General features: G+C 54.4%; 18 protein-coding genes. 9 read left to right on the forward strand and 9 right to left on the reverse strand.

The annotated features are described in order from the left end of the window. Positions 1–178 precede the first annotated feature (178 nt). From tkt to K0H80_RS03840, 6 genes are all read left to right on the forward strand, one after another. On the forward strand, positions 179–2173 hold the full coding sequence (gene tkt, locus K0H80_RS03815; RefSeq protein WP_220073160.1) for a transketolase: 1995 nt from the start codon (positions 179–181) through the stop codon (positions 2171–2173). Between the two features lie 133 nt (positions 2174–2306). After that, positions 2307–3323 (forward strand): erythrose-4-phosphate dehydrogenase, encoded by a 1017-nt coding sequence (epd, locus tag K0H80_RS03820; RefSeq protein ID WP_220073161.1) that lies wholly within the window; start codon positions 2307–2309, stop codon positions 3321–3323. A gap of 101 nt (positions 3324–3424) precedes the next feature. After that, the gene (locus tag K0H80_RS03825) at positions 3425–4600 is read left to right on the forward strand and encodes a phosphoglycerate kinase (RefSeq protein WP_011864560.1); all 1176 of its coding nucleotides are present in this window, start codon (positions 3425–3427) and stop codon (positions 4598–4600) included. A gap of 153 nt (positions 4601–4753) precedes the next feature. Then, a complete protein-coding gene (fba, locus tag K0H80_RS03830) occupies positions 4754–5818 on the forward strand; it encodes a class II fructose-bisphosphate aldolase (RefSeq protein WP_220073162.1) in 1065 nt (354 codons plus the stop codon). A gap of 222 nt (positions 5819–6040) precedes the next feature. Then, the gene (locus K0H80_RS03835) at positions 6041–6781 is read left to right on the forward strand and encodes a DUF481 domain-containing protein (RefSeq protein WP_011864562.1); all 741 of its coding nucleotides are present in this window, start codon (positions 6041–6043) and stop codon (positions 6779–6781) included. Between the two features lie 248 nt (positions 6782–7029). Continuing rightward, positions 7030–7485 (forward strand): winged helix-turn-helix domain-containing protein, encoded by a 456-nt coding sequence (locus tag K0H80_RS03840; protein WP_011864563.1) that lies wholly within the window; start codon positions 7030–7032, stop codon positions 7483–7485. 180 nt (positions 7486–7665) lie between these two features. Here K0H80_RS03840 and K0H80_RS03845 read toward each other — a convergent pair whose 3' ends face one another. Both K0H80_RS03845 and K0H80_RS03850 read right to left on the reverse strand, forming a co-directional pair. After that, entirely contained in the window at positions 7666–8187 is a 522-nt protein-coding gene (locus K0H80_RS03845; protein WP_220073163.1) for a hypothetical protein, read from the reverse strand. 11 nt (positions 8188–8198) lie between these two features. Next, positions 8199–9020, reverse strand: a complete 822-nt coding sequence (locus K0H80_RS03850; RefSeq protein WP_220073164.1) for a cytochrome c3 family protein — start codon at positions 9018–9020, stop codon at positions 8199–8201. 458 nt (positions 9021–9478) lie between these two features. Between K0H80_RS03850 and K0H80_RS03855 the strand changes: the two genes are divergently transcribed. From K0H80_RS03855 to K0H80_RS03865, 3 genes are all read left to right on the forward strand, one after another. Further along, entirely contained in the window at positions 9479–10300 is an 822-nt protein-coding gene (locus K0H80_RS03855; RefSeq protein ID WP_220073165.1) for a winged helix-turn-helix domain-containing protein, read from the forward strand. Next, positions 10293–10814 (forward strand): hypothetical protein, encoded by a 522-nt coding sequence (locus K0H80_RS03860; RefSeq protein ID WP_220073166.1) that lies wholly within the window; start codon positions 10293–10295, stop codon positions 10812–10814. Before K0H80_RS03855 ends, K0H80_RS03860 begins: the two co-directional genes overlap by 8 nt. A 69-nt stretch (positions 10815–10883) precedes the next feature. Further along, complete coding sequence (locus K0H80_RS03865; protein WP_220073167.1) at positions 10884–12305, forward strand: hypothetical protein; 1422 nt, start codon at positions 10884–10886, stop codon at positions 12303–12305. A gap of 796 nt (positions 12306–13101) precedes the next feature. Here the strand turns inward: K0H80_RS03865 and K0H80_RS03870 are convergent. The 7 genes from K0H80_RS03870 to srmB form a co-directional block, all read right to left on the reverse strand. Continuing rightward, positions 13102–13461, reverse strand: a complete 360-nt coding sequence (locus tag K0H80_RS03870) for a hypothetical protein (RefSeq protein ID WP_220073168.1) — start codon at positions 13459–13461, stop codon at positions 13102–13104. A 435-nt stretch (positions 13462–13896) separates the two neighbouring features. Further along, positions 13897–14304, reverse strand: a complete 408-nt coding sequence (locus tag K0H80_RS03875) for a hypothetical protein (protein WP_220073169.1) — start codon at positions 14302–14304, stop codon at positions 13897–13899. A gap of 1012 nt (positions 14305–15316) precedes the next feature. After that, positions 15317–17533 carry a PAS domain-containing protein gene (locus K0H80_RS03880; RefSeq protein WP_220073170.1) on the reverse strand — a complete coding sequence of 739 codons (2217 nt, stop codon included), beginning with the start codon at positions 17531–17533 and terminating at the stop codon, positions 15317–15319. Between the two features lie 140 nt (positions 17534–17673). Continuing rightward, a complete protein-coding gene (locus K0H80_RS03885) occupies positions 17674–18276 on the reverse strand; it encodes a TatD family nuclease-associated radical SAM protein (protein WP_220073171.1) in 603 nt (200 codons plus the stop codon). 138 nt (positions 18277–18414) lie between these two features. Then, on the reverse strand, positions 18415–21564 hold the full coding sequence (locus tag K0H80_RS03890) for an efflux RND transporter permease subunit (protein WP_220073172.1): 3150 nt from the start codon (positions 21562–21564) through the stop codon (positions 18415–18417). Continuing rightward, entirely contained in the window at positions 21564–22778 is a 1215-nt protein-coding gene (locus K0H80_RS03895) for an efflux RND transporter periplasmic adaptor subunit (RefSeq protein ID WP_220073173.1), read from the reverse strand. The genes K0H80_RS03890 and K0H80_RS03895 overlap by 1 nt, the downstream gene beginning before the upstream one ends. Positions 22779–23016: 238 nt before the next feature. Then, positions 23017–24237, reverse strand: coding sequence for an ATP-dependent RNA helicase SrmB (srmB, locus tag K0H80_RS03900; protein WP_220073174.1), 1221 nt, complete (start codon positions 24235–24237; stop codon positions 23017–23019). Between the last annotated feature and the right edge of the window lie 61 nt (positions 24238–24298).

Consider the following 24298-nt stretch of genomic DNA (forward strand, 5'->3'; position numbering starts at 1 on the left):
GCCTGGGGTCATCTTGAGTGTCACTGAGGTGCACTTTTTCGTGTCTAGATGGATTTAATCTAAGCTAAAGGGCGAATTTTATTTGCGTCCCATCCACGAGTAGGGGAAAATATGCCCCCATTGTTGCCCGCAAAATCGGCCCGCAAAATCCCCAACATTCAAATCAGCAGGAGAGAGCATGTCATCTCGTAAAGAACTCGCAAACGCTATCCGTGTGTTAAGTATGGATGCCGTTCAGAAAGCCAACTCTGGTCACCCAGGTGCGCCATTGGGAATGGCCGATATCGCCGAAGTGTTGTGGAATGATTTCCTGAAGCACAACCCGAACAACCCAGAGTGGGTCGACCGCGACCGTTTCATCCTTTCAAACGGCCACGGCTCTATGCTGATTTACTCTCTGCTTCACCTGACGGGTTATGCATTGCCGATGGATGAGCTGAAGAACTTCCGTCAGCTGCACTCTAAGACGCCGGGTCACCCTGAATATGGTTACACCCCAGGTGTTGAAACCACTACAGGTCCATTGGGCGCGGGTATCAGCAACGCCGTAGGTATGGCGATTGCCGAGAAGACTCTGGCGGCGCAATTTAACCGTCCTGGCCACGATATCGTTGACCACTACACCTACTGCTTCCTGGGCGATGGCTGTCTGATGGAAGGTATCTCTCACGAGGCCTGTTCACTGGCGGGTACCTTAGGTCTTGGCAAGCTGATTGCGTTCTGGGATGACAACGGCATCTCTATCGACGGTCACGTCGAAGGCTGGTTTACCGACGATACCGCCAAGCGTTTCGAATCTTATGGCTGGCATGTGATTGCCGGTGTCGATGGCCACGACAGCGATGCTATCCGCAAAGCAATCGAAGAAGCCAAGTCAGTTACCGACAAACCAACCATGATCTGCTGCAAGACCATTATCGGTTTCGGTTCACCAAACAAGTCTGGCAGCCACGACTGTCACGGCGCGCCACTGGGCGATGCTGAAATTGCTGCGGCTCGTGAGTTCCTAGGTTGGGAGCACGGTCCATTCGAGATCCCTGCAGACGTTTACGCGGGTTGGGATGCCAAAGAAGTGGGCGCGGCCAACGAATCTAGCTGGAACGAGAAGCTTGCTGCCTATGAAGCCGCTTACCCAGAGCTGGCGGCGGAATATAAGCGCCGCGTGATCACTGGCGAACTGCCAGCCGACTTCGAAGAGAAGGCGCAGGCCTTCATCAAAGAGTGTCAAGAGAAGGGCGAAAACATCGCCAGCCGTAAGGCATCACAAAACGCTATCGCGGCCTTCGGTGCTATCCTGCCTGAACTGCTCGGCGGCTCGGCTGACCTGGCCGGTTCTAACCTGACCCTATGGTCTGGTTCTAAGGGCATCCAGGAAGATCCAGCCGGTAACTACATCTACTACGGTGTGCGTGAGTTCGGTATGAGCGGCATCATGAACGGTGTGTCGCTGCACGGTGGTTTCATCAACTACGGCGCGACCTTCATGATGTTCATGGAATACGCGCGTAACGCGGTACGTATGTCTGCGCTGATGGGTATTCAAAACATCTTCGTTTACACCCACGATTCTATCGGTCAGGGTGAAGATGGCCCGACTCACCAACCGGTTGAGCAGCTGGCTAACCTGCGCATGACACCAAACATGATGGTATGGCGTCCATGTGATGCGGCGGAAACTGCCGTAGCTTGGAAGATGGCTATCGAGCGTCGTAACGCGCCGACTTCACTGGTATTCAGCCGTCAGGGTCTGCCTGCACAGCCACGTAGCGAAGAGCAACTGGCTAACATCGCCAAAGGTGCTTATGTGTTGCAAGACTGCGCCGGTACACCAGATCTAATCCTGATCGCAACCGGTAGTGAGGTGCAGCTGGCACTGGATTCGGCTAAGGCGCTGAGCGAGCAAGGTAAGGCGGTACGCGTGGTATCTATGCCATCTACCGATGTGTTTGACGCGCAAGACGCCGACTACAAAGAGTCTGTACTGCCTAAGTCAGTCACCAAGCGTATGGCCATCGAAGCGGCTCACGTCGATTACTGGCACAAGTATGTCGGTTTCGATGGCGCCATCGTTGGCATGACTACCTTCGGTGAGTCTGCTCCAGGCGGCGCGCTGATGAAGCACTTCGGCTTCACCGTTGAGAATGTGGTTGCTAAGGCAAGCGCTATTCTCTAAGGCCTAGTGCCTGCAAAAGGGCATAGGGCAAGCAGTTGCTCTATGCCATGATGACTCGGCTTATCGATAACGATAGGCCGTTGTCGCATCAAGAAAGCCTATCTCAGGACGGTGTTAGGAGTAGAAGCACTTAATGATTAAAGTTGCTATTAATGGTTATGGCCGAATCGGTCGCTCGATTCTTCGTGCTCTCTATGAGTCAGGCAAGCGGGATCAGATTCAGATTGTCGCCATTAATGAACTCGCCAACCCCGAAGCCATGCTTCATCTGACCCAATACGATACCACCCATGGTCGTTTTCAGTCTCCCGCGTCACTCGACGCCAATGTGATGACCATAGGGGATGATCGTATCCAATTGCTCCATGAGGCCGATGCCGAGAAGCTACCCTGGCAATCCCTGGATATCGATATCGTGTTCGAGGCCACGGGTGCTCTCATCGACCGCCAGGCCTGTGAGGCCCACATTAGGGCGGGCGCCAAAAAGGTGCTGATCAGCCATCCCTCATCCGGCGATGTGGACGCCACAATCGTCTATGGCGTGAACCATCAAGATCTCAAGGCCGAGCATAAGGTGGTCTCTAACGCCTCCTGCACCACCAACTGCCTGGTGCCCATTATCCAGGTGCTGGACCGCGCCTTTAAGGTGCGCAGCGGCGCCATCACCACCATCCACTCGGCGATGAACGATCAGCAGGTGATCGATGCCTATCATGACGACCTAAGACGCACCCGCGCGGCGGGGCAGTCGATCATTCCGGTAGATACCAAGCTGGCCAGAGGGATCGAGCGGATCTTGCCCGAGATGAAGGATAAGTTCGAGGCGATATCTGTGCGCGTGCCGACAATTAATGTGACTGCAATTGACTTATCGGTCACCTTAGATAAACGTGTCGATATCGATACAGTGAACCAGGTATTATCTCAGGCGGCAAATGGCTCATATCAAGGGGTTGTGGGCTATACTAATGCGCCATTGGTATCGTGCGATTTTAACCATGATCCCAGATCCAGTATCGTCGATGGCACCCAGACCCGGGTGAGCGACGGCCATCTGGTGAAATTGCTGTTGTGGTGTGACAACGAGTGGGGCTTTGCCAACCGTATGTTGGACACCAGTTTAGAGATGATAAAGGCCGTTAGAGCCTGATTTTAAAGATTTTAACCTATGGCCGGTGAAGCGTCCCGGCGGTGGGTAGCCCAGTTTTGCTTTAACTTTTATTTTTAACTTTAAACTTAAGGAAACGTGAAATGGCGATTATCAATATGTCAGCGTTAGATCTTCAGGGCAAGCGTGTGCTTATCCGTGAAGACCTCAATGTCCCGGTCAGCAATGGTGTGGTCACCAGCGATGCGCGTCTGCGTGCCTCTCTGCCAACCATCAAGCTGGCGCTGGAGAAAGGCGCCGCCGTGATGGTGATGTCTCACCTGGGTCGTCCGACCGAAGGCGAGTACAACAGCGAGTTCTCTATGCAGCCTGTTGTGGATTACCTAGAGAAGGCGCTGGATTGCCCGGTACGTCTGGCTAAAGACTACCTGGACGGCGTAGAAGCCAATGTCGGTGAAGTCGTGGTGTTCGAGAACGTGCGCTTTAACGTGGGCGAGAAGAAGAACGACGAGGCGCTGGCCAAGAAGCTAGCTGCCCTGTGTGACGTGTATGTGATGGACGCCTTCGGCACTGCACACCGCGCCCAGGCATCGACTCACGGTGTCGGCCTGTACGCCCCTGTGGCCTGTGCCGGTCCACTTCTAGCCGGTGAGCTGGAAGCTTTGGGTAAGGCGATGGACAACCCGGCGCGTCCGCTGGTGGCCATCGTAGGTGGCTCTAAGGTGTCGACCAAGCTGACCGTACTCGAGAGCCTCTCTGGCATTGTCGACCAGCTCGTCGTAGGTGGCGGTATCGCCAACACCTTCATCGCCGCAGCCGGTCATAACGTGGGTAAATCCCTCTATGAAGCGGACCTAATCGATGAAGCCAAGCGTCTGGTAGCCAACGCCCAGAGCCGTGGCGGCGACATCCCAGTACCGACCGACGTCGTCGTGGCGAGCGAATTCAGCCCAACGGCGAGCGCGACCCTCAAGGCGGTCGATCAGGTGGCGGATGAAGATATGATCTTCGACATAGGCCCTGACAGCGCCGAGGCCCTGGCCGAGATCCTCAAGAACGCAGGCACCATAGTCTGGAACGGCCCGGTAGGCGTGTTCGAGTTCGATCAGTTCGGTGAAGGCACCAAGCGTATCGCCCAGGCGATCGCCGACTCTTCTGCCTTCTCAATCGCGGGCGGTGGTGACACCCTGGCGGCGGTCGACAAGTACGACATCGCCGACAAGGTCTCTTACATCTCTACCGGTGGTGGCGCCTTCCTGGAATTCCTGGAAGGTAAGGAACTGCCTGCTGTGGCTATGCTGGAAAGCCGCGGCGAATAAGTAAAAAAATAATTAGTATTATAAGAAACCGCCGATAGTCGGGTCGCAAGGAGTTCGCGCCCCGGTTGTCGGTATCAAAATCTGTCCAAACGATAGTGACCTCGGTGGCTAAACGGGCCCAGCCCGATAGTCACCCTATTATTGGAGTTAAAAATGGCCTTAATTTCCCTACGTCAACTGCTAGACCATGCCGCAGAGCACGGATACGGCGTTCCCGCGTTCAACGTTAACAACCTGGAGCAGATGCGCGCCATCATGCAGGCGGCAGAAGCTACAGACAGCCCGGTTATCGTTCAGGCGTCAGCCGGTGCGCGTAAGTATGCTCGTCCTCAGTTCCTTAAGTATCTGATGGCGGCGGCGCTCGAGCAGTACCCAGATATCCCTGTGTGTATCCACCAGGATCACGGTACTCACCCTGACGTGTGTCAGCGTTCTATCCAGCTGGGTATGTCTTCAGTCATGATGGACGGCTCACTGATGTCAGACGGTAAGACACCGGCGTCATACGAGTACAACGTCGACGTGACCCGTAAGACGGTTGCCTTCGCCCACGCCTGTGGTGTGTCGGTAGAGGGTGAGATCGGTTGTCTGGGTAGCCTGGAAACTGGCCAAGCCGGTGAAGAAGATGGTGTTGGCGCCGAAGGCATCCTGAGCGAAGATCAGCTGCTGACCACGCCGGAAGAAGCGGCGCGTTTCGTGGCCGACACTCACGTAGATGCCCTGGCTATCGCTATCGGTACCAGCCATGGTGCCTATAAGTTTAGCCGTAAGCCTACCGGCGACGTGCTGCGTATCGACCGTATCAAGGAGATCCACGCACGTATCCCTAACACCCACTTGGTCATGCACGGTTCTTCTTCTGTGCCGCAAGAGTGGCTGGAAGTGATCAACCAGTATGGCGGCGCCATCCCTGAAACTTATGGTGTGCCACTGGAAGAGATCGTCGAAGGTATCAAGCACGGCGTACGTAAGGTTAACATCGACACCGACCTGCGTCTGGCCTCTACCGGTGCGGTACGTAAGTTCCTGGCGGAGAACCCAAGCGAGTTCGACCCACGTAAATTCCTGAAAGCCTCTATGGAAGCGATGGCAGACATCTGTACCGTTCGCTACGAAGCCTTCGGCGCGGCGGGCATGGGTTCTAAGATCAAGCCTAAGTCACTGCAGGCCATGTATAAGGCATACCAGTCTGGCGAGTTAGATCCACAGGTGAACTAATTCGGTCTGACGGCCCAATATGAAAGCTTGATATAAAAGGCCCGCCAATTTGGCGGGCTTTTTTTATGGTAAAAACGCCACAAAGAGTGAGGACTAACTCTCGCCCTTAGTCGAGCTGTTAGTTCAAAATGCTGGAAAGGCAAGTGCAATTTTCATTTCTGTGCGCTGGATGATACTATTGCGCCAATTTTTAAGGGACTTAGATAAATAGGTAAACAGATAATGAAAAAATTGCTGACGGCTACGGCCATCCTGATGGCGGCCCCTTTTGCAGCGCATGCGGGCGCCGATTTCGTTAAGGGTGACAGAACCTTCGCCGCCGACGCCGAACTGGGTGCGACGGTGACTACGGGTAACACAGAGACGACTTCTCTCAAGGGCCGTCTGGACATGAAGCACGAGCTGGGTAACTGGGAAAACCAATACCTGCTGGAAGCCCTCTACAAAGAGGACAGCGGCGAAGAGACGGGTAAGCGCTACTACGGCCTGGTACAGGGTAACTACAAGTTCAGCGACGTGAACTATATGTTTGCCAACGCCAACCATGAGATCGATCCCTTTACCGGTTTCGATTCTAAGTCGACGATTTCTGCCGGTTATGGTCACAAGTTTGTCGATACCGAGAAGACAACCTTCGCCGTCGAAGTGGGTCCGGGTTTCCAGTACAAGCGTCTGGACGATGAGAGCGCCGCCGAAGCGGGTTACGACACCGAAGAGAGCTGGGTGGCTCACGGCGTGATGAACTTCGAAACCGAGATCACCGACAACTCTAAGTTCAAGCAGCTGTTTGTGGCCGATTACGGCGAGAGCCTGGAAGGCCGCTCTGAAACCTCTATCACGGCTAATATCGTTGGCGCCCTGGCGATGAAGTTTGCCGTTATCGTGCGTTACAACAGCGAGCCGCTGGATAACAAGAAGAGCACAGATACCGAAACCAACATGACGCTATTGTACTCTTTCTAATAGGGTTTTTATTGGACTTAAGAGACGCCTTTCGGGGCGTCTTTTTTTTTGTCTGAAATCAGCCTGAAATTAAGCCTAAACGGGCTTAAATCTGTATCCGGATGTATCATAATTATTCAGATAATTTAATGGGTTATGTGCTGATTGTCACGAAAGTTGCCCGGGTAAAATGTCACACTAACAACTAGACGCTAGCCTTAACAGGCGTCGCGATATTTGTGTAATTCCCCCATAAGTGTGAGACCCGGATGCAGATAGGTTGCTGTTGGTTTGAGCCGTCCCAGTCGACGCTGTCGAATCAGGACAATGACACCAGCTGGCTTATGCCAGGTGCGGAGTTTGCCGTGCTTAAACTATTGACCGAGCATCGGGGTCAGGTGATGTCCAACGCCGACCTCTTGGCCTGCCTACCCGAAGATGACGCCAACATGGCGCGTCTGGTGCAGGCGGTGGACCGCATTCGCTTCTTTCTCGGCAGTCCGTCGGGCAAGCTGCTGGAGTCGGTGGACGATCAGGGTTACATACTGCACAGCAAACTCTCGCCTCACCGCGAGCTGCTCGGCAACGGGCCTATCCGTCGCATGACCAAGCAGCAATACATACTGCTGATCTCTCAGCTGCTGCTTCTATTTCTGCTCATCTATTCAGTGTTTGAGCCCTTCAACTATCTGCCCTCGTTAGCCGAGATCATCGGCGAGCAATAGCCCCTTCTTCTATCTATGGCCGTGTCCCGCTTGCTGGGCTGGTATAGCGCTGGTTTAGCTTTGATTTAGACTCAGGCTTTATTTAGCTGACAGCTCTCTGCTGTTGCCGAAAGAGTGGCAAGAGCGGGCATAAAAAAAGGGCCACACGCTAGGTGATGGCCCTCAAAGTGGTGCAGTGGGTTAAGTGGAGGGGAGCAGAACCAGTTCGTTGGTCGCCTTGGCACCTTTGATCTCGATACCAACCTTGTATTCCTTCACCGAGCCAGGCGCCGTGTTGGCGTCCCAGTCCAGATCCGTGGCATCGAAGCTGTATTGACCCTTGTCTGTCTCTTGCAGCACGCCCTGGCAATCGCCGGCGGCGCTGTCACATGAGTAGCTCTGGGTCACGTGCCAGTGCTTCCACGCCTTGGCGTTACGTGAGGTGGTCGAGCTGTCAGGGAAACCGAAGTAGACGATACGGTAATCCGTGGCATTGGTGATGGCCAGGCCGGCGTCATCCTTCAGGGCAAAGTTGAGTGTGCCCGTCTCGCCGTCAAACTCGGCCAGGGTCAGGTTGATGGTCAATGCCTCACCGGCATCTATGGTGTCGGCAACCGGTGGCGGAGTGATCTCGCCGCCGTCGTTGTCATCATTGTCGTCACTACCGCAGCCGCCGCAGATAAGCGCCGTTGCCAGTAGGGCTGTTAATAACTTCTCATTCATGACCTGCTCCTTTAGTTAAAGTGGCCGGTATGGCAAGTCGTACATTCCATGTCAGACTTCACGCTGGCGGCGCTGCCCATGGTGCTCTCTACGCCGTGACAGCTTTGGCAAGCTTGTGCCTCGCTCGAAGGCTTTGATTCAGGCAGGGCAGAGATATCTTCGCCTTTGTAGGCACGGTTAAGCAGCTCGACCACATGGTAGGCCACAGAGGCCGACAGACGCTTACAACGCTCACCCTTCTGGCTGAAGGTAAAGCCTGAGGCCTTAGACCAGTTACTGATAGAGGAGTGACACAGTATGCTGTTGGCAACAGATGACTTACCCACAAGTGCCGTCTTCTCGGCGGTAGAACCGATACCGGCCACGAACTCGTCGCTGGAGAAAGGCAGCTCGGTCACTTCGTAGTAGCGGAAAGAGGCGCCGATCACCGCGGCGTTCTGGCCATTGATGTCGTCGAGAATGTTTACCAGCATACCTGTGGCGTTGTTGTTACCACACACAGTGCCCTGACCCACGATACCCGCCCAGCCATAGCCGGCCAGTGCGGTAGGAATCGTTGCAAACTTGGCGGCGTCGGCGCTTTCAGAGTTGGCCAACATGGTGACTAGCGCGTGAAACACCTGGTGCATACAGCCACCGCCTGTCTCATAAGCGAGCTTGGCCGTTGCCATAGGATCCAGGGGGACATACTTGAGTTTCTCACCCAGTTCCAGTTTGTAGTTACCTTGATCGTCGGTGGCGGCGAAGGCCGATGTGCCTATTAGGGTTGCGCCCGCCGCGGCGGTGCTGATGCCGATGATTTGGCTAAGTGCTTGGCGTCTATTGATGGTCATGACAATGTCCTCACTTGGATAGATGTTATTTTTGTTGTTGGCGTGGTTAAAGGGATACGCCGGTTTGAACTTGAGGCCAGTGTGGTCTGGGTAGATTGCAAATAGTGTGACCTGGGCTGGATGAAGCTTGGAGCTGGGCGCGCATCTGCCTGCGCCGATTTTTTCGGCGCCTTGTATCGATTTAATTAATCGATACCCTAATGAGTCATCGCTGAAGGGGGTTGCAGTGTGAGTCGTGTCACTCTATTTGTAGCATTCATGTTAATTCACGAGGTTTCAGCCAGGGATAAATATTGGGGCTTAGTGGATGAAGAAGGGGGCAGGGATCACAGTGCGCATAACTCCCTAGATATTGTAAGGGTATTTTCTAGGTGACTTTCGAGGAGATAGAGGGGATCACAGATTTTTTTGCTGGGTTTGCATAAGCTTATGCACAGCGAAATGAAAGAGTAACCAAGATGCAACTGGGTGATTGCCGATTCGATAGACATACAGGCGTGCTCACCAACGAGTTAACGGGTGAAGAGTGGCATCTACCGCGCGCCGAGCTGCAGGTGTTGCTGCTCCTGCTGGCCAATAGCGACAAGGTGGTGGCTAAGCGCGTCTTAGGGGCGGGGGATGACGAGCATCCGCCATTAAGCGATTCGTCGGTGGCGCGGGCGGTATTTATGCTGCGATCCTTCCTCGGTCCGCTGCATGAACACATGATAGAAACCGTCAAGGGCAAGGGCTATCGCCTGCGCCTGGATAGCGGCGTCCCCTCGTCTGCGCATCATACCGATAACGCCTCGGCAAGCGGCGAGCCCCATGGCCTGGGCGAGCGCATAGAGGCTGTGCTGGCCTGGCTGTTTGGCAAGCGAAATCGCTGGGTCAAGCTCTGGATTGGGCTTATCGTCCTGCTGCTGGGGGCGCTGGTCTCCTTGCAGCTCTTCTCCTCGGTCAACTTCGAGGCGCAACATACCGAGCCCTATCTGCGCCATGGCATCACCTTAGAGTCGGGGCAGAAGGTGATGTTTATCAGCTACGCCAAGTCCAAGACCAACAACACCTCGCTGCTGCGCCTGTCGGAGAAGATGTCTCAGGCGTTCGAGCGCTGCGAGTCGTCGCCCTGGAAAGAGGTCTATATGTCGCTCTCCCACGATAAGCAGGTGTTTAACATCACCATGCGCGGCGAGCGGATGGGGCAATCTCTGGTGCGCAACCTTAAGTTAACCGATTACAGGCAGCAGAAGGTGTTTATCTCAGAGGCCTGGTTTAAAGAGGTATCTTTGTGTGAATAGAAAGGTGCTGTGGGCGATCAACATTATCGTACTGGGGCTGCTGGCGATTAGCATCACCATCAGCTATCGCTACCTCAATCCCAGCGAAACCCTGATGCTTAGCTGTAGCTCTGAGCTGTTCGACCGCCGCGACGACGCCCAGGCGGAGGGACGCCACTATCTCCTGGTGGATATCATGGCCAAGAAGCAGCAGGCGCAGATCAACTATCGCTACTTCAACCTCGACGGCACCTTGGCGGGGATCATACGCATGCAGGGCAAGTATCTCGAGTTCGATGAGGCTAACGGCCGCTATAACTTCTCGGTTGAGACCAAGGAGGAGAGCGGCGCCGAGTCGACCGAGGCCATGCCGAGACACATGCAGTACCTCTCCTATATCAGCTCCTTTAACTTAGACAGCAAGGGGATGCACAACCTCTCTATCGAGCCGCTGGAATTAGATCCCCACAGGGACTATGCCGTGGTATTGTTCCAGCCGAGTAATACCGTCTGTGGCTGTCGTATAGTGCAATAGCCGCACTTGGGCTATACTCAGGATGTGCATTTCTAAATTACTGAAATAATTCTATTATTCTGAGGTTTTGTGTCTAAGGTTAATATCAAGCAGGAAGAGTCACTGTCGATCAAGTTTACCCATCAGATGAAGGTGGGCGACCATAGACGGCTCGACCTCTATTTCTTTTTGCCCAAAGAGATGGGGATCAATCCCCAGAGCCTCGACGAAGAAGAATATTATCACGCGGCCATCGCCGGCCGGCGCTCCTATTACTCCTCCGGACTGCACCTGCCCCTGGTGCAGGGGCGTTTCATCAGTCAGAAGAAGCGTACCGTCGAGGAGTTCAGGCTCTACCTCAACCTGTTTGCTTACCAGTTTGCCGTGGCCATCGAGACCGACAGCAAGGAGCTGGCGCAGGTGGAGGATGTGGAGCAGTTCTACGCCTCCCTCAAAGATCTGAGCGAAATCGTCACCCAGCTGCTGAAGAAGTTTCGCCGTAACGAGCCCAGCGATCCTAAGTGGAAGCACTACTTCGAGAATGCCGACAACTACCTCTCCTGGTTCTGCGAGCAGCGCCTGCTGAAACTCATGTCCCACGCCCCCCGCAGCAGCGACTACAGCGAGGTGGTGGAGGAGGTGATCAACCTGTGTCGCAGCGAGAACAGCTACCGCGACAGCAAGAACTACAACTCCTCCCAGACCCAGAGCGACCCGAACCGCATCTCCAACAAGATGTTGCTGCTGCGCCGCCTGATCCAGCAAGGGGTTGTGTTAAAAGAGGAGCAGAAGCGTCTCGGCGTGGGCCTGAAGAAGATGACCACGGGCATCGCCACCGCCTTCGTGATGCTGGTGGTCTCGTCGCTCATCATCAAGGCCCAGGGGATCTTTAGTGGCCTCACCATGGCCTTGGTGTTCACCCTGGCGGTGATCTATGGCTTTCGTGAGATCTTTAAGGAAGATATTCGTAACGCCCTGTGGCGGGTGATCCAGAAGGGCCGTCCCCGTTGGAGCCGCATCCTGCGTGATACTACCAGCCAGGCGATGATTGCCAAGCAGCACGTGTGGATCGATTTCGTTAAGTCTAAGGATCTCCCCGAGGAGATAGATGAGATATTGAAGCGCCGCCACAGCCAGAACAAGCTCGATGCCGACATACTCCACTACGGCATCAATTCGCGCATCGCCAGTAAAGATTTTCTCGCTGGTTACTCCACCATACAGGAGCAGGTGAACTTTAGCCTGGCCCCCTTCGCCCGCTACCTGGAGCGCGGCAAGGCCAAGATCTACAAGGAGGCCGACGGCAAGATCAGCAGCGAGTCGGTAGAGCGCCGCTACCAGATCAACCTGGTACTCTCCCTACAAGAGGGCCGCAAGCCCCCCCAGTTTGCCCGCTACAAGATCACCATGAACCGCTCCACCATAGTGGATATCAGTCAGAGTGAGATGCCAGATGGCATCGAGGCCATCGGGTTTGAACATGATGAGGAAGGCGCAAGTCCAAGCGCCTAGATTTGGGCTGGGGCCTAGTCTGGCTGATTTTGATTTGAATTTAGCTAGTCGTAGCCTTGACCTTCATTTTTTTGAATTGCCTGCGGCAGGCCATACGTGCAGATACGCCTGTGAGACGCCGCAAGTACGTTCCCTGTAGGCTCTGCCGAAACATCCCTGTTTCGGAAGCTCACCGGCGTATCTACACCTAGTTATTTATCTCTTCGATTTAGCCACATTTGGTATCCATTAGCTTGATTAAGCGCATATTTTGGGGATGAGGGAGTGTTAGATTTTCGGCTTTAGTCGTCATCAGATATGGAATAATCCTTGTGTGAATAACGCCTGTCTTAGAGGTGAAAGGTACTGGGCTGAAACTAGGGGAAATGAGTACAAGCCAAGTGTATTGTGTTAGTTTTTAAGGTGTTTGTTATAGATTCCTTCCACTAACTTCATTCCAAATTGCGTCTCTCGCTTCTGGAACAGTAATCAAGATCCAGGCAAGACCTAGGAGAATACAGCAAACGCAGATCGATATTAATCCAGCAACAACTCTTCTGCGCGTTTCATTTGCTAGATAGTATTTAGGAAAAAAGACAGAGATTCCCGAGTACTTAAGCAGGAAGGGGACTTCTTTTCCACATTTGTGCAAAGTGGAAAGACCAATGGCTGCAGCTAGCCCTGTAATAAATCCAACTAACCAAATTCCGACAAAAATGTTCGCAATGAAATCCATGCTCATAAGATATATAAGGCTCCACTAAGGAGCGAGTAATAGTTGGCTAAAATGTGTAGTGGAGCAAAACCGAGCCAATTGTTAGGAGTCCTGCTTCAGTGGCTTGTGATTCCACGTTTGCTCTGAACAATTAAATTCGGGAATGCTGAGAGCTTTTAATTCTATTTGCTTTTTAGTCAACCCATTGAGGTTGTTGCCTAAACACTCGTAATCGAAACGGTCAAACTCGGATTTTACACAAAGCTTTAAATATGGGTTTCCGCATTTGAAAGCGTCGACTTTAGTAAGCAAGGTGTAGTTTGGGATGTGAGAAACACCATTTTCACCAACAGAGAATTCAGAAATACTTTGGAGCGTAGAAGTCTTATCTGAGCCCTTAAAGGTCCACTCATTTAAAGTTGCACATCCACTAATGATTAGTGCTACAAGTAGTAATGTCATTCTCATATTCATAAAGTGATATAACGCTTCAAGCAGGGGCGCAGCTTTGCTGCGTCCGACACCGCAGGCGTGAAGTTAATTGACTTGTTAAGCGCTTTACCAATAAGGCTAAAAAATAGAACGCAAAAAGATGAATGATCATTTCGTATAGTGTTAAATCATATGAGCTTTCACCATATGACCAATTGAACCAATGTAAAAATGGAACCGGCCCAATAAAGCCTTGATACATCCACAAGCGCCACCACATTACTGATGCTGCTATACATGCAATTGTGACAATGGCGTAAATTAGTATTTTTTTCAATTCCTACACCACTTCTGCTTCTGGTGCTTAACGCCGCAATATGGGGCGTATAAATGCTTGGCTAAAATTAGTGAAGAACGAACGCCAGCCAAGCTTTAGACGTCCCATTCATAATTGCCTTGTTATATTTACTTTATTTGTACACTAGTTGGTTCTTCATTTCTCAGTTCTGACAAATTTTTATCGAAGTCTTTTGATACTTTAGAATACCAATACTCGAGTAATCTAGAATTACAATTGTTATCAAGGAGCGGTTGAATTGATTCTTCAGCCATTTCTCGCGTAAGTTCGGGATCGCCAACAATTAAATTGAATTTTTTATATGATACCCGTGTTTTTTCTAAAGTTAATTTATCAATTTCTTCAACTTGCTTTTTCGTCAATGAATAGGATGTACTGCATTTAGAGTCTACCAACGCAAAAGTAACGTCATACATGTTTAGGTTGCCAATATATTTGGCTAAACGAAGAGCTTGCTGATCTGCATGAGCACTCAATGTGATCATAAGAGGAAATATAAATAGACTAAACTTCAACGGCTGAACTCCATGTAAATATAACGCTTATTGGCGAGAATGCCGCCTATGTAAATCACTTCCTACTAATGTACATCGCGGCAAACTTTTTAAATATCTGAAATTTATATCAATAACAGCATTACATAACAAGGAGAAAATAAGCAGCCCGAAAACAAAGCGAGACTTCATTTAACGAGACCTCCACCACTCCCTATTAAATGGGTGATGCTCAGTTTTTTACTAAATTTAATCAATTAGTTACGAATTTTCAAAAAACAAAGCGAGAACCGCAAGATTACATAGTAGGAAGCGAAAGGGGCGCTTTTTTGCAAAATCCCATTATACCTGTATAGATGCGCAGTCTAGCGAGTAGAGTTTGGCAACCTGCCGAACACTCATCTAGCCCCCTACTCACATCAAATGAAGCGAAATCGAAGAGACGTTGAATACCCAGTGTAAACACTATTTTGGCCTTCGAAATCTGGGCCAAAAATGTTCCCAACATTTTTTGGCATTCCCTCCATCCGTGGAGGTCAGATGATTTCGCAGAGCCCACAGGGATGTGCTCGTGGCGTGCCAAAATCGTGTTTGCACGATCCCCGCCGGATAGGCGCTAGGTTGCTATGAAGGTACAACCTTCAATTATCCTCCAAATAACAGAACCGCTAGCCGTTACTACAGCGAAAATAAGGGATAATTCGCCCGCCGGACAGGCGTTAGATTGCCATGAAGGTACGACCTTCAATCCCCTAGTCAATTCAAGTAAGGGTAAAGCCAGAAACCATTGAAGCAAATAATGACGTTAAATCGAAGAGACGTTGGATACCCAGTGTAAACACGATTTTGGCCCTCGGCGGCAGGGAAGCCGCCGTGGAGCGTATAGGGACATATTCACAGCGTGCCAAAATAGTGTTTGCACGATCCCCGCCGGACAGGCGTTAGGTTGCCATGAAGGTTCGACCTTCAATGCCCCCAACCAAGTAACCACTCAGCCAGCGGCTCCAGCCACCAAAAGGTAAACGGCAAAAACCTAATTTTGCCTTGTAAACGCCTGGCAAATATTCTGCTCGCCTATCTGCTTGGCGCGCTTGAGCGCCACCTCGGCGTTACTCAGGTATTGCTCCAGGTTCTGGCCTGTCTGGTAGCTGGCGATCCCCATGCAGATCCCTGTACCTAAGCCTATCTCGTTGAGGCCGTTCAGGGACTTGACCGCGAAGTGGTGGGCGTCGTCCGAGCTGGTGTCCGGCAGTATCACGATCAGCTTGCCCAGCTGCCAGTGAGACATCTGGTAGTTGACCGGCAGTGTCCTGAGGATATGGATCTCCACCTCCCGCTGACGATTCTCCAGCTGGCCGATATCACTCATGTGGCTCAGCATGCTCTCGGCGGTGATGTCGATCAGCAGCAGGCTGGAGTGCTCGCGGCTGACGGGGCTGAGTGACTTAAAGTAGTCGTCCAGATCCCTTAGGTTCACTAAGATGGCGCTGCGGTGGGGGATGAAGTCGCCGGTGTCTTGCAGCAGGGCGCGCTTCTGCGCCTGCTCCAGGGTGCAGACGATATGTTCTATCTCACCGGCGGCGTCCAGGTGGCCCTTGAGGGTCGCCTGCAGGCAGGTGTTCTCCTTGCTGTTGGGGTCACAGAGGATCTGTCCCTTCCAGCTGCCCTGCAACAAGATCTGTTGGGTGATCCTCGGCCACTGGGAGCTGAGGTCGTTGTTGAGCAGATCGGTGAGGTTCTTGCCCTGAATATCATGGATGGAGACCAGCTGCATGAAGGCCTGGTTGGCCAGCTCCAGTATGCCGTTAGCCTGCACCAGGGCGCAGGGGATGGCGTTGTCGTTCAGTAGCTCGTTGAGCTTGGCCTGATGTTGGACCTTTCTCAGCTGAGACACATCTTCGAAGGTGACCAGATAATATTTTTCCTGACGGCTGCGGCGCGGTGAGCTGGTGACAGTGATCGCCAGATGGCTACCGCCGGGCGAGTCGAAATCGATGACGCCTTGCCACTTATTATTGGCCTCAAGCTGGGCGGCGACCTCGGCGTACTGCTCATTCTCGAACTGCAGGATCCGCTGCAGGTTACGATCTTGCAGTTCGTCCAGGGGCAGGCACAGCAGCTCGGCGGCCTTCTCGTTGGCTGTCATCACCCGGTTCTTGTCGTTGATGATCACGCAGCCGATATCCTGGTGAAACAGGCGGTGCGCCAGCTCGATACTGTATTCCCGCGAGCGCTGGCCGATGCGGTAGGAGTGGCTCAGCAGGATCAGCGCCAGTGCCAGCAGGGTGAGCACCACGGCGCCGACGATCAGTATGTTGCGCCACTCGGAGAACAGCTCGGCGATGGCGTCGTTGCGCACATAGGAGACCAGGTAATATTCCCGGCGCGTCTCATACTGGGTGGTCAGCTCTATCTTGAGGTAGACGAAGGTGGCGTCGTCGCCGTGGAACTGGCCGAAGTTGCTCATGGCCATCTTGCGCCACAGCGCCGGATAGGTCTGGCGCAGGCTGCCGCCCATGGTATCCGGGATGCGGTTGATGGTCGGCTTGCTCTCGGCGCCTGCGTACAGTAGCCCCTGGGTGTCGAGCATCATGAGCGGCGACTCGGCGCTGGAGTAGGCGGGCTTGATGCTTTTCAGCATACGGCTCATCGACTGATAGGTCAGCAGGTAGCCGCGCACGCTCTGATCGGGGTTCTCCAGCCAGGCCAGCTGATACAGGTAAGGCTCCAGCTTGCCCTTGATGGGGGTAAACTCCAGCGGCGAGGTGTAGACCTCGTTGCCGCCCATGTTGCGCGCGCCGCCCAGCAAGGATGGCGGTAGCGGATCGCGGCTAAAGTCGTTGGTGGTGGAAAACTTATACTTGCCCTGGGGATCGAACAGGGCGATATCCAGCAGCTCGGGGATGTTGCGTATCATCACCTCCCAACTCTGTTGTAGCTTAAGCTGACGCACCTCGCTGGGGATGGTCAGATAGCGCTTGAGCAGCTCGTCGTTGGCAAACATCTGGGTGCGGAACTGCTGGAAGGAGACCTTGTCGGCGATTAGGGTGCCGACAGATTGCAATTCGCTGTATCTCTGGGTGGCCCAATCCTCCTGCAGGCGACGCTCGCCAAGGGTGATGATGACGTTGGTGAGGAGCAAGACGCTGATCAGCAAGATGATGATCTGGGTGACCACCGAGAAGATGCGTTGCGCAGACCAGTGCAGCCCCTGTCCGGCGATCAGTTGTGGTTGTTTCTGCGTCAGCATTGCAAGCGGTGTTTCCCCAGTGATTTTGCGGCTATGTTAGCATGATTTTCGCCGCAGAACACAGTCGGTTACAAACCGGCAACGCCCCGGTAAATCATCGGATGACGCCCCGCTATTTCAACCTGCGGCGCCCAGATAGCTTAACCGACGACGCCGAGCTTTCTGTGTTTAAACTGCGCCTTGGCATCGAGCACCAGGGCGCGGCATCTGTCGATATCCACCCCTTCTAAGCCTTCGATGGCAGATACCTGCACCTGGTCGATATAGTCGGGTGCCATACGGATAAAGTCCCACAGCGCTTGATAAGAACCTTTAAGCTTGGGCTGGCAATGTTTGAGGTAGGCGGCCTCGGTATCGGCGTTGAGCGAGATGGAGAGGGCGTCGACCACCTCGGCCAGCTCAGGCAGTATGTTGCGCCGGTGAAACAGGTTGCCCAGACCGTCGGTATTGACCCGCACCCTGCCGCCGCGGCGCTTGATCTCTCTTGCCACGCTAAGCAGAGTATTGAGGTTGAGGGTGGGCTCGCCGTAGCCGCAGAACACATATTCGTCGAACTGGCTCACCTCGCCCAGTAGGGGGATGAGCTCATCGGCTTTTGGTTGATGGTCGAGATCCAGCTGATACTCATGTACCTGCTTGCTGCCGTTATGCTTAGGGCAGAACTGGCATCTCAGGGTGCAACGTCCCGTGATGTTGAGGTAGCGGCTGTTGCGAATGTCGTAGACTAAGGTGGACTGGCTCATGGTACTCGACGCTGTGATTGACTGGCCCTTGGAAAAATGAATTGCAAGGGGAATGGCAGGAGTCTAGCGCGTTTGGCGCGGCGAAAACCTCTGCTGGATCAAAAAGGGAGGCTAAGCCTCCCTTTGAATCTAGATTGATTAGGACTGCTCGCCCTCGACATGATGGCTGCGGGGCTGCCACCACCAACGGAACATGCGGCCGGTGAGCTGCCTGATATCGTTGAGTATGATGTAGAGCACGGGCACCAGCACCAGGGTCACCACGGTGGAGAAGAGGATACCGAAGGCCAGCGAGGTGGCCATGGGGATCACAATCTGCGCCTGTAGGCTGCGCTCGAGGATGATGGGCACCAGACCGACGAAGGTGGTCATAGAGGTAAGGATGATCGCCCTAAAACGATAACAGCCCGCGTCTATAGCGGCATCTTTAAGCGGCAGGCCCTGAGCGCGGGCGCGGTTGACAAAATCCACCAGGATCAGCGAGTCGTTTACCACCACCCCGGCCAATGCCACGATACCACACAGGCTGAGTACGCTCATGGAGAGCCCCAGGATGAAGTGGCCGAATAGGGCGCCGATGATACCGAAGGGGATCACCGACATGATGATCAGCGGCTGGCTGTAGGACTTGAGCGGAATAGCCATCAGCGCATAGATGGTGAACATGGCGAAGAAGAAGCCCTGGATCAGGCCTATCATGGCGCTCTGCTCATCGGCGCTGCCACCATCGAGTGTGGTGGAGATGTGGCGATACTTGCTCTCAAGATAGGGCAGGAAATCCTTCTGGATCTCGCCCACTACCTTGGAAGGCTCGACCACATTCTTGTTGGCGTTGGCGATCACCGTGATGGCGCGGCGGCCGTCGACACGGGTGATCGACGAGTAGGAATCACCCAGCTCTATGTCGGCCACGCTGGAGAAGGGCACAGAGGTGCCTTGGGGCGTGCGGATCATCATGTTTTCCAGATGCCCCAGGGTGCGGCGCTGTTCCAGCGGGTAGCGCACCATCACCTTGACCTCCTCCTTGTTGCGCAGAATACGCTGGGCCTCATAGCCGTAGAAGCCGTAACGCACCTGGCTGGCCAGATCCGACAGGGTCAGCCCCAGGGCCTCGGCCTCGGGCTTGATCGCCAGGCGGATCTCGTGGCTGCCGGAGGAGTAGTTATCCGAGATGTCATACACCCCTTCGTAGGTGCGCAGTTTCTGTTTCAGCTCGTCGGCGGCCTGGGAGAGCTGCTCGAGATCGCTGGAGGTGAGCCTGAAGGAGATATCGCCGCCGGCGTCGTTGGTGCTGGCATTGATGTTGAGCTTCTTCACCGAGATCAGCTCAGGCAGCGCCTTGCGCCAGGCATCGGCGATGGTGACACCGTCCACGTCTCTGTCTTCACCCTTGGTCAGTTCGGCGAAGATGAAGGCCGAGGTGCGCGAGCCCATGTTGATGAAGCTGTGCTTCACAACCGGATAGCCGTACTCGTCTTCCATCTGATCGTTCATCACATAGAGGGCGTTCTCGATCTCCTTGACCACCTTGAGGGTGTTGGCCTCTGAGCTGCCTACATCCATCTCCAGCCGCACCTGAATGAAGTCAGACGGAATATCGGGGAAGAAGACCCAGCGCACCTTACCGCTGGCAACCAGTGCCACCGAGAGGATAAGCACGCCCACGAAGGTGGCGACCACATTGTATCTGTGCTCGATACAGCGACCGATAAAGCTGCGGTAGCTGTGGTGGATGAAGTGTTGCACCTTGTTGTTAAGCGCCGTCTTGAAGCGCACAAACAGGTTAGGGTTAGGGCTCGGGCGACGCGGCTTTAAGTGAGCCAGGTGCGCCGGCAGAATAAGCTTAGACTCCACCAGTGAGAAGGCGAGACAGAGGATCACCACCAGGCCGATGGATTTCCAGATGATCGCCATGGGCCCGGATACCATCAACATGGGGATGAAGGCGGCTATGGTGGTCAACACGCCGAAGGTGGCGGGCATGGCGACCTTATGGGCGCCCTTGATCACATTGTCCAGCGAGTGGCCGTGGCGCTCGATCTCCGTATAGGCACTCTCGCCGATGACGATGGCATCATCCACGACGATACCCAGCACCAGAATGAAGGCGAACAGGGTCAGCATGTTGATCGACAGCGAGAAGGGCTCCAGCGGCATCAGCAACATGGCGCCGAGGAAACAGACCGGCAGGCCCATCATCACCCAGAAGGCCAGACGCAAGTCGAGGAACAGCGCCAGAATGATAAATACCAAGAGGGCGCCGTAGAACATGTTCGACAGCATCATGTTGAGACGACCCTTGAGGTAGTGGGTCAGGTCGCCCCAGGTATCTAGCTGGGCGCTGGCGGGCAGGGTGGCGCGCCGCTCCTCTACATAGGCTTTGACCTGAGAGGAGATATCCAGCGCGTTCTGATCGTCGACGCTCAGCACCTCGATAATGGCCGCCGGTTTACCGTTGAAGCGGGTATATTCCAGACGCTCCTCGAAGTCGTCGCGAATGTTGGCCACCTCGGGCAGCATGATGCGGCTGCCATCCTTGCGGGTCTTGACCACTATCTTGGCAAAATCATCCCCCGTGTAGGCCTGGCCTTTGGTACGCAGCAAGATGTCGCCATCCTCGGCGCGGATCGAGCCGCCGGGCAGGTCGATGGAGGAGTTACGCACCGCCATCGCCACGTCGGCGAAGCTGAGACCATATTCACGCAGCTTGTCTTCGGACACCTCAATGCCTATCTCATAGTCACGCACGCCGGTGACTTGTGCGCGGGTGACGGCGGGCAGGGCGGTGATCTCCTCACGTATGCTCTTGGCCAGCTCCTTCATCTCGTGCAGGTTCATGTCGCCATACACTGAAACCCAGATAACGTTGTTTTCCGGCTTGATGCGGAATATGTTGGGCTTCTCGATATTGTCGGGGAAGGTGGCGATGGCGTCGATGCGCAGCTTGGCCTCGTCCAGGATATCCTGGGCATCGAAGCCGTCCTCCACCTCAATGGTGACGCTGCCAGAGCCTTCGCTGGCGACTGAGGTCACTTTCTTGATGCCGCTGATATCCTGGATCGCCTCTTCGATCTTGATGTTGATCCCCTCTTCGATCTCCTGAGGGGCGGCGCCGGGGTAGGCGACGGTGATCTGCAGATAGTTCAGCTCGAAGGAGGGAAAGACCTCCTTATTGATCAGCACTGTGCTGAACAGGCCGCCGATCAGCAGCGCAAACATCAAGAGGTTGGCCGCCACGCTGTTGCGGGCGAACCAGGCAATGATACCCTTATTGGTATTGGTCTCCATTACTGATCACCTGCTGCCACTAGGGTCTGCTGGCTCTCATCCTCGTTGTCCTGGCTCTGAGACTTGTCCTCTTCGCCGATCACCTTCACCAGCTGGCCGGTGGCCATGTTGTTGATGGTGGTCAGAGAGATGCGCTCGCCATCTTTGAGGCTGTCCTTGATATAGACCTTGTCGATATCGCTGCGCACCACGTTGACCTCACGCATCTCTAGCGTGTTGTCGTCGCGTACCACGGCGACCTGGTGATCCCTGACGATATAGCGGGGCAGCTTGACGATCCCCTCGACGGTGCGGCCCTTGATGATGGCGTTGACGAAACTGCCGTATTTCAGCGGCAGCTGGCCTTCAGTCTTGTTTTGTCTTAAGTAAGGGTCTTTCACCTCGGCCACCAGATAGACCATGCGGTTGTCGGCGTCGATCACCCCTTCGCTACGCACTATCTTGCCTGTCCAGTTCACCGTGCGACCCGCCAGCTCGGCGCTCAGGGTCACCTGGGTATCGGGATTGTCGATAGATTCCAGGTAGGCCAGCTCGTGGTTGGCCAGCGGCAGACGGATCTCGGCGATGCGGGTGTCGTACAGCTCGCCCAGATTCGTGCCCAGGGTGACATACTGGCCCAGATCCACGTTACGGGACTTGATGATGCCATCGAACGGCGCGCGTATTGTGGTGCGCTCCAGGTTACGCTGGGCGCGGGCCAGGGCGGCCTCGGCAAACTTGACGTTAGCCTGCTCCTTCTTGAGCTGTGGCACACGCAGGCCAAGCTCTGGCGGCACGCCGCCGTCGTAACCCTTCCAGTCCTCTTTGGCCACTTCGCCGCGGGCGATCTCTTCATCCAGCGCCGCCTTGGCCTGGGCCAGGGTGGCCTGAGCCTGCATCAGATCCGCCTCGTAATCCGAGGGTTCGATCTGCGCCAGCATATCGCCGCGCTTGACTATGCCACCGGCGACAAACTTGTCCGAGATGGTCAGCATGCGTCCTTGCACCTCTGTGACCAGCTGGGTCTTGTTCTTGGGGAGTACCACGCCGTAGGAGGGCAGGTTTAATGAAACGGTTTCACTTCGTACCGGCATCACGTCCACTATGGGGACCGGCATCTCTTCCTCTTTCTGCTCTGGGGCTTCCTGAGTACTCATCAAGAGGGCGGCAAACAGGCCGAAGACGATCAGGATAAGAAAAGGGGGGAAAACTCTTCGTAGGATAATTTTTATCATTGACTTCATGCTATTCCGTGCTGAGCTGAATGCCCTATAAATTACCAGAGTCTCCGCTGTGCGCAAAAGTCTTTTTGTAAATAAAATGTGTCAAATTTACTCTGTTAAACCAATTTAACATATTGAAAATCAAGTGAAGCTGGTGACACTTGCTACCAATTTGTTAAATCGCCATAAAAAAAGCGCCCCCAAAGGGACGCTTAATTGCCGAGACGGCGGGCGTTTGGTGAGCCTAACGCTAGCGCTTCTTCTTGGCTTTCTTCGGGCTCTTCTTGTCGCTGCTCTTCACCTTCTTCTTGGTGGGCACCTTAGCTTCCTTGTGCTTAGGGCGCAGCGAGTCGATCACCCGGCGTTTCAGCGGCTGTTCGATATAGCGCTCGATCTTGGCGACGACGCGCATGTCGTGGGCCTCGACCAGAGAGATGGCCGTGCCCTTGTTACCGGCGCGGCCGGTACGGCCGATGCGGTGCACATAGGTGTCTGCCGAGCGCGGCATATCGAAGTTGATCACATGGGTGATGCCATCGATGTCGATACCACGGGCCGCCACGTCTGTGGCCAGCAGCACGTTAACCTCGCCCTTGGTGAAGCGACCCAGTGCCTGAAAGCGCGCCTTCTGCTCCATGTCGCCGCGCATGAAAGCGCAGTGGATACCGGCCTGTTGCAGCTGACCTTCCAGGCTGGCTACGACCTCGCGGGTCTTGACGAAGACGATGGCGCGGCTGACCTCTTCACGCTTGAGGATGTCGCACAGCAGGGCAAACTTATGCTCTTTGTCGTCGGCCAGGTGCATCCATTGATGGATTTTGGCCTTCTCGCTGCGGGGCGGCTTGGTTTCTATGGTCACAGGATTGGTTAGCAGCATCTCGGCGAAGCGGCTCACGCCGCCGCCTTCCAGGGTCGCAGAGAACAGCATATTGTGCTTACGCTGCTGCGCCTCGATGGCGATAGACTGCACCGCCGAGGAGAAACCCATGTCCAGCATGCGGTCGGCCTCGTCGAGTACCAAGATCTCCACCGATTGGGCGTCGAAGAGTTCCTTGTCCAGGTACTCCATCAGACGGCCGGGAGTGGCCACCAGAATGTCGATATTTTTCTTGAGCGCCTGCTCCTGCGGAGCGTAAGGCACGCCGCCTGTGATGATGGCGATATCCAGTCCCAGGCCGGTAGCCAGGTGGCTGGCGTATCTGTGTACCTGGCTGGCCAGCTCACGGGTTGGAGCGAGGATCAGCACGCGCGCTTGGCCCGAGTAGCGGCGGGGAAAGTCCAGCAGATGCTGCAGCGCCGGTAGCAGGAAGCTGGCGGTCTTGCCTGTGCCTGTCGGTGCCCTTGCCAGGATATCTTTGTGTTCCAGGGCTAGGGGGATCGTCTGTTGCTGGATGGTGGTCGGGGCAAGATGGCCCATCGCCTTGAGCGACTCGAGCAGGGTGTCGTCAAGGTGGAAATCTTCAAATTGCATGCGCTGCGTCTCTCTAAATAATAGCGGCGCATTATACACCCAAACCTGAGTAAAGTGCGAG

Source organism: Shewanella aegiceratis, from assembly GCF_019457495.1.
GTDB classification, from domain to species: Bacteria; Pseudomonadota; Gammaproteobacteria; order Enterobacterales; family Shewanellaceae; genus Shewanella; species Shewanella loihica.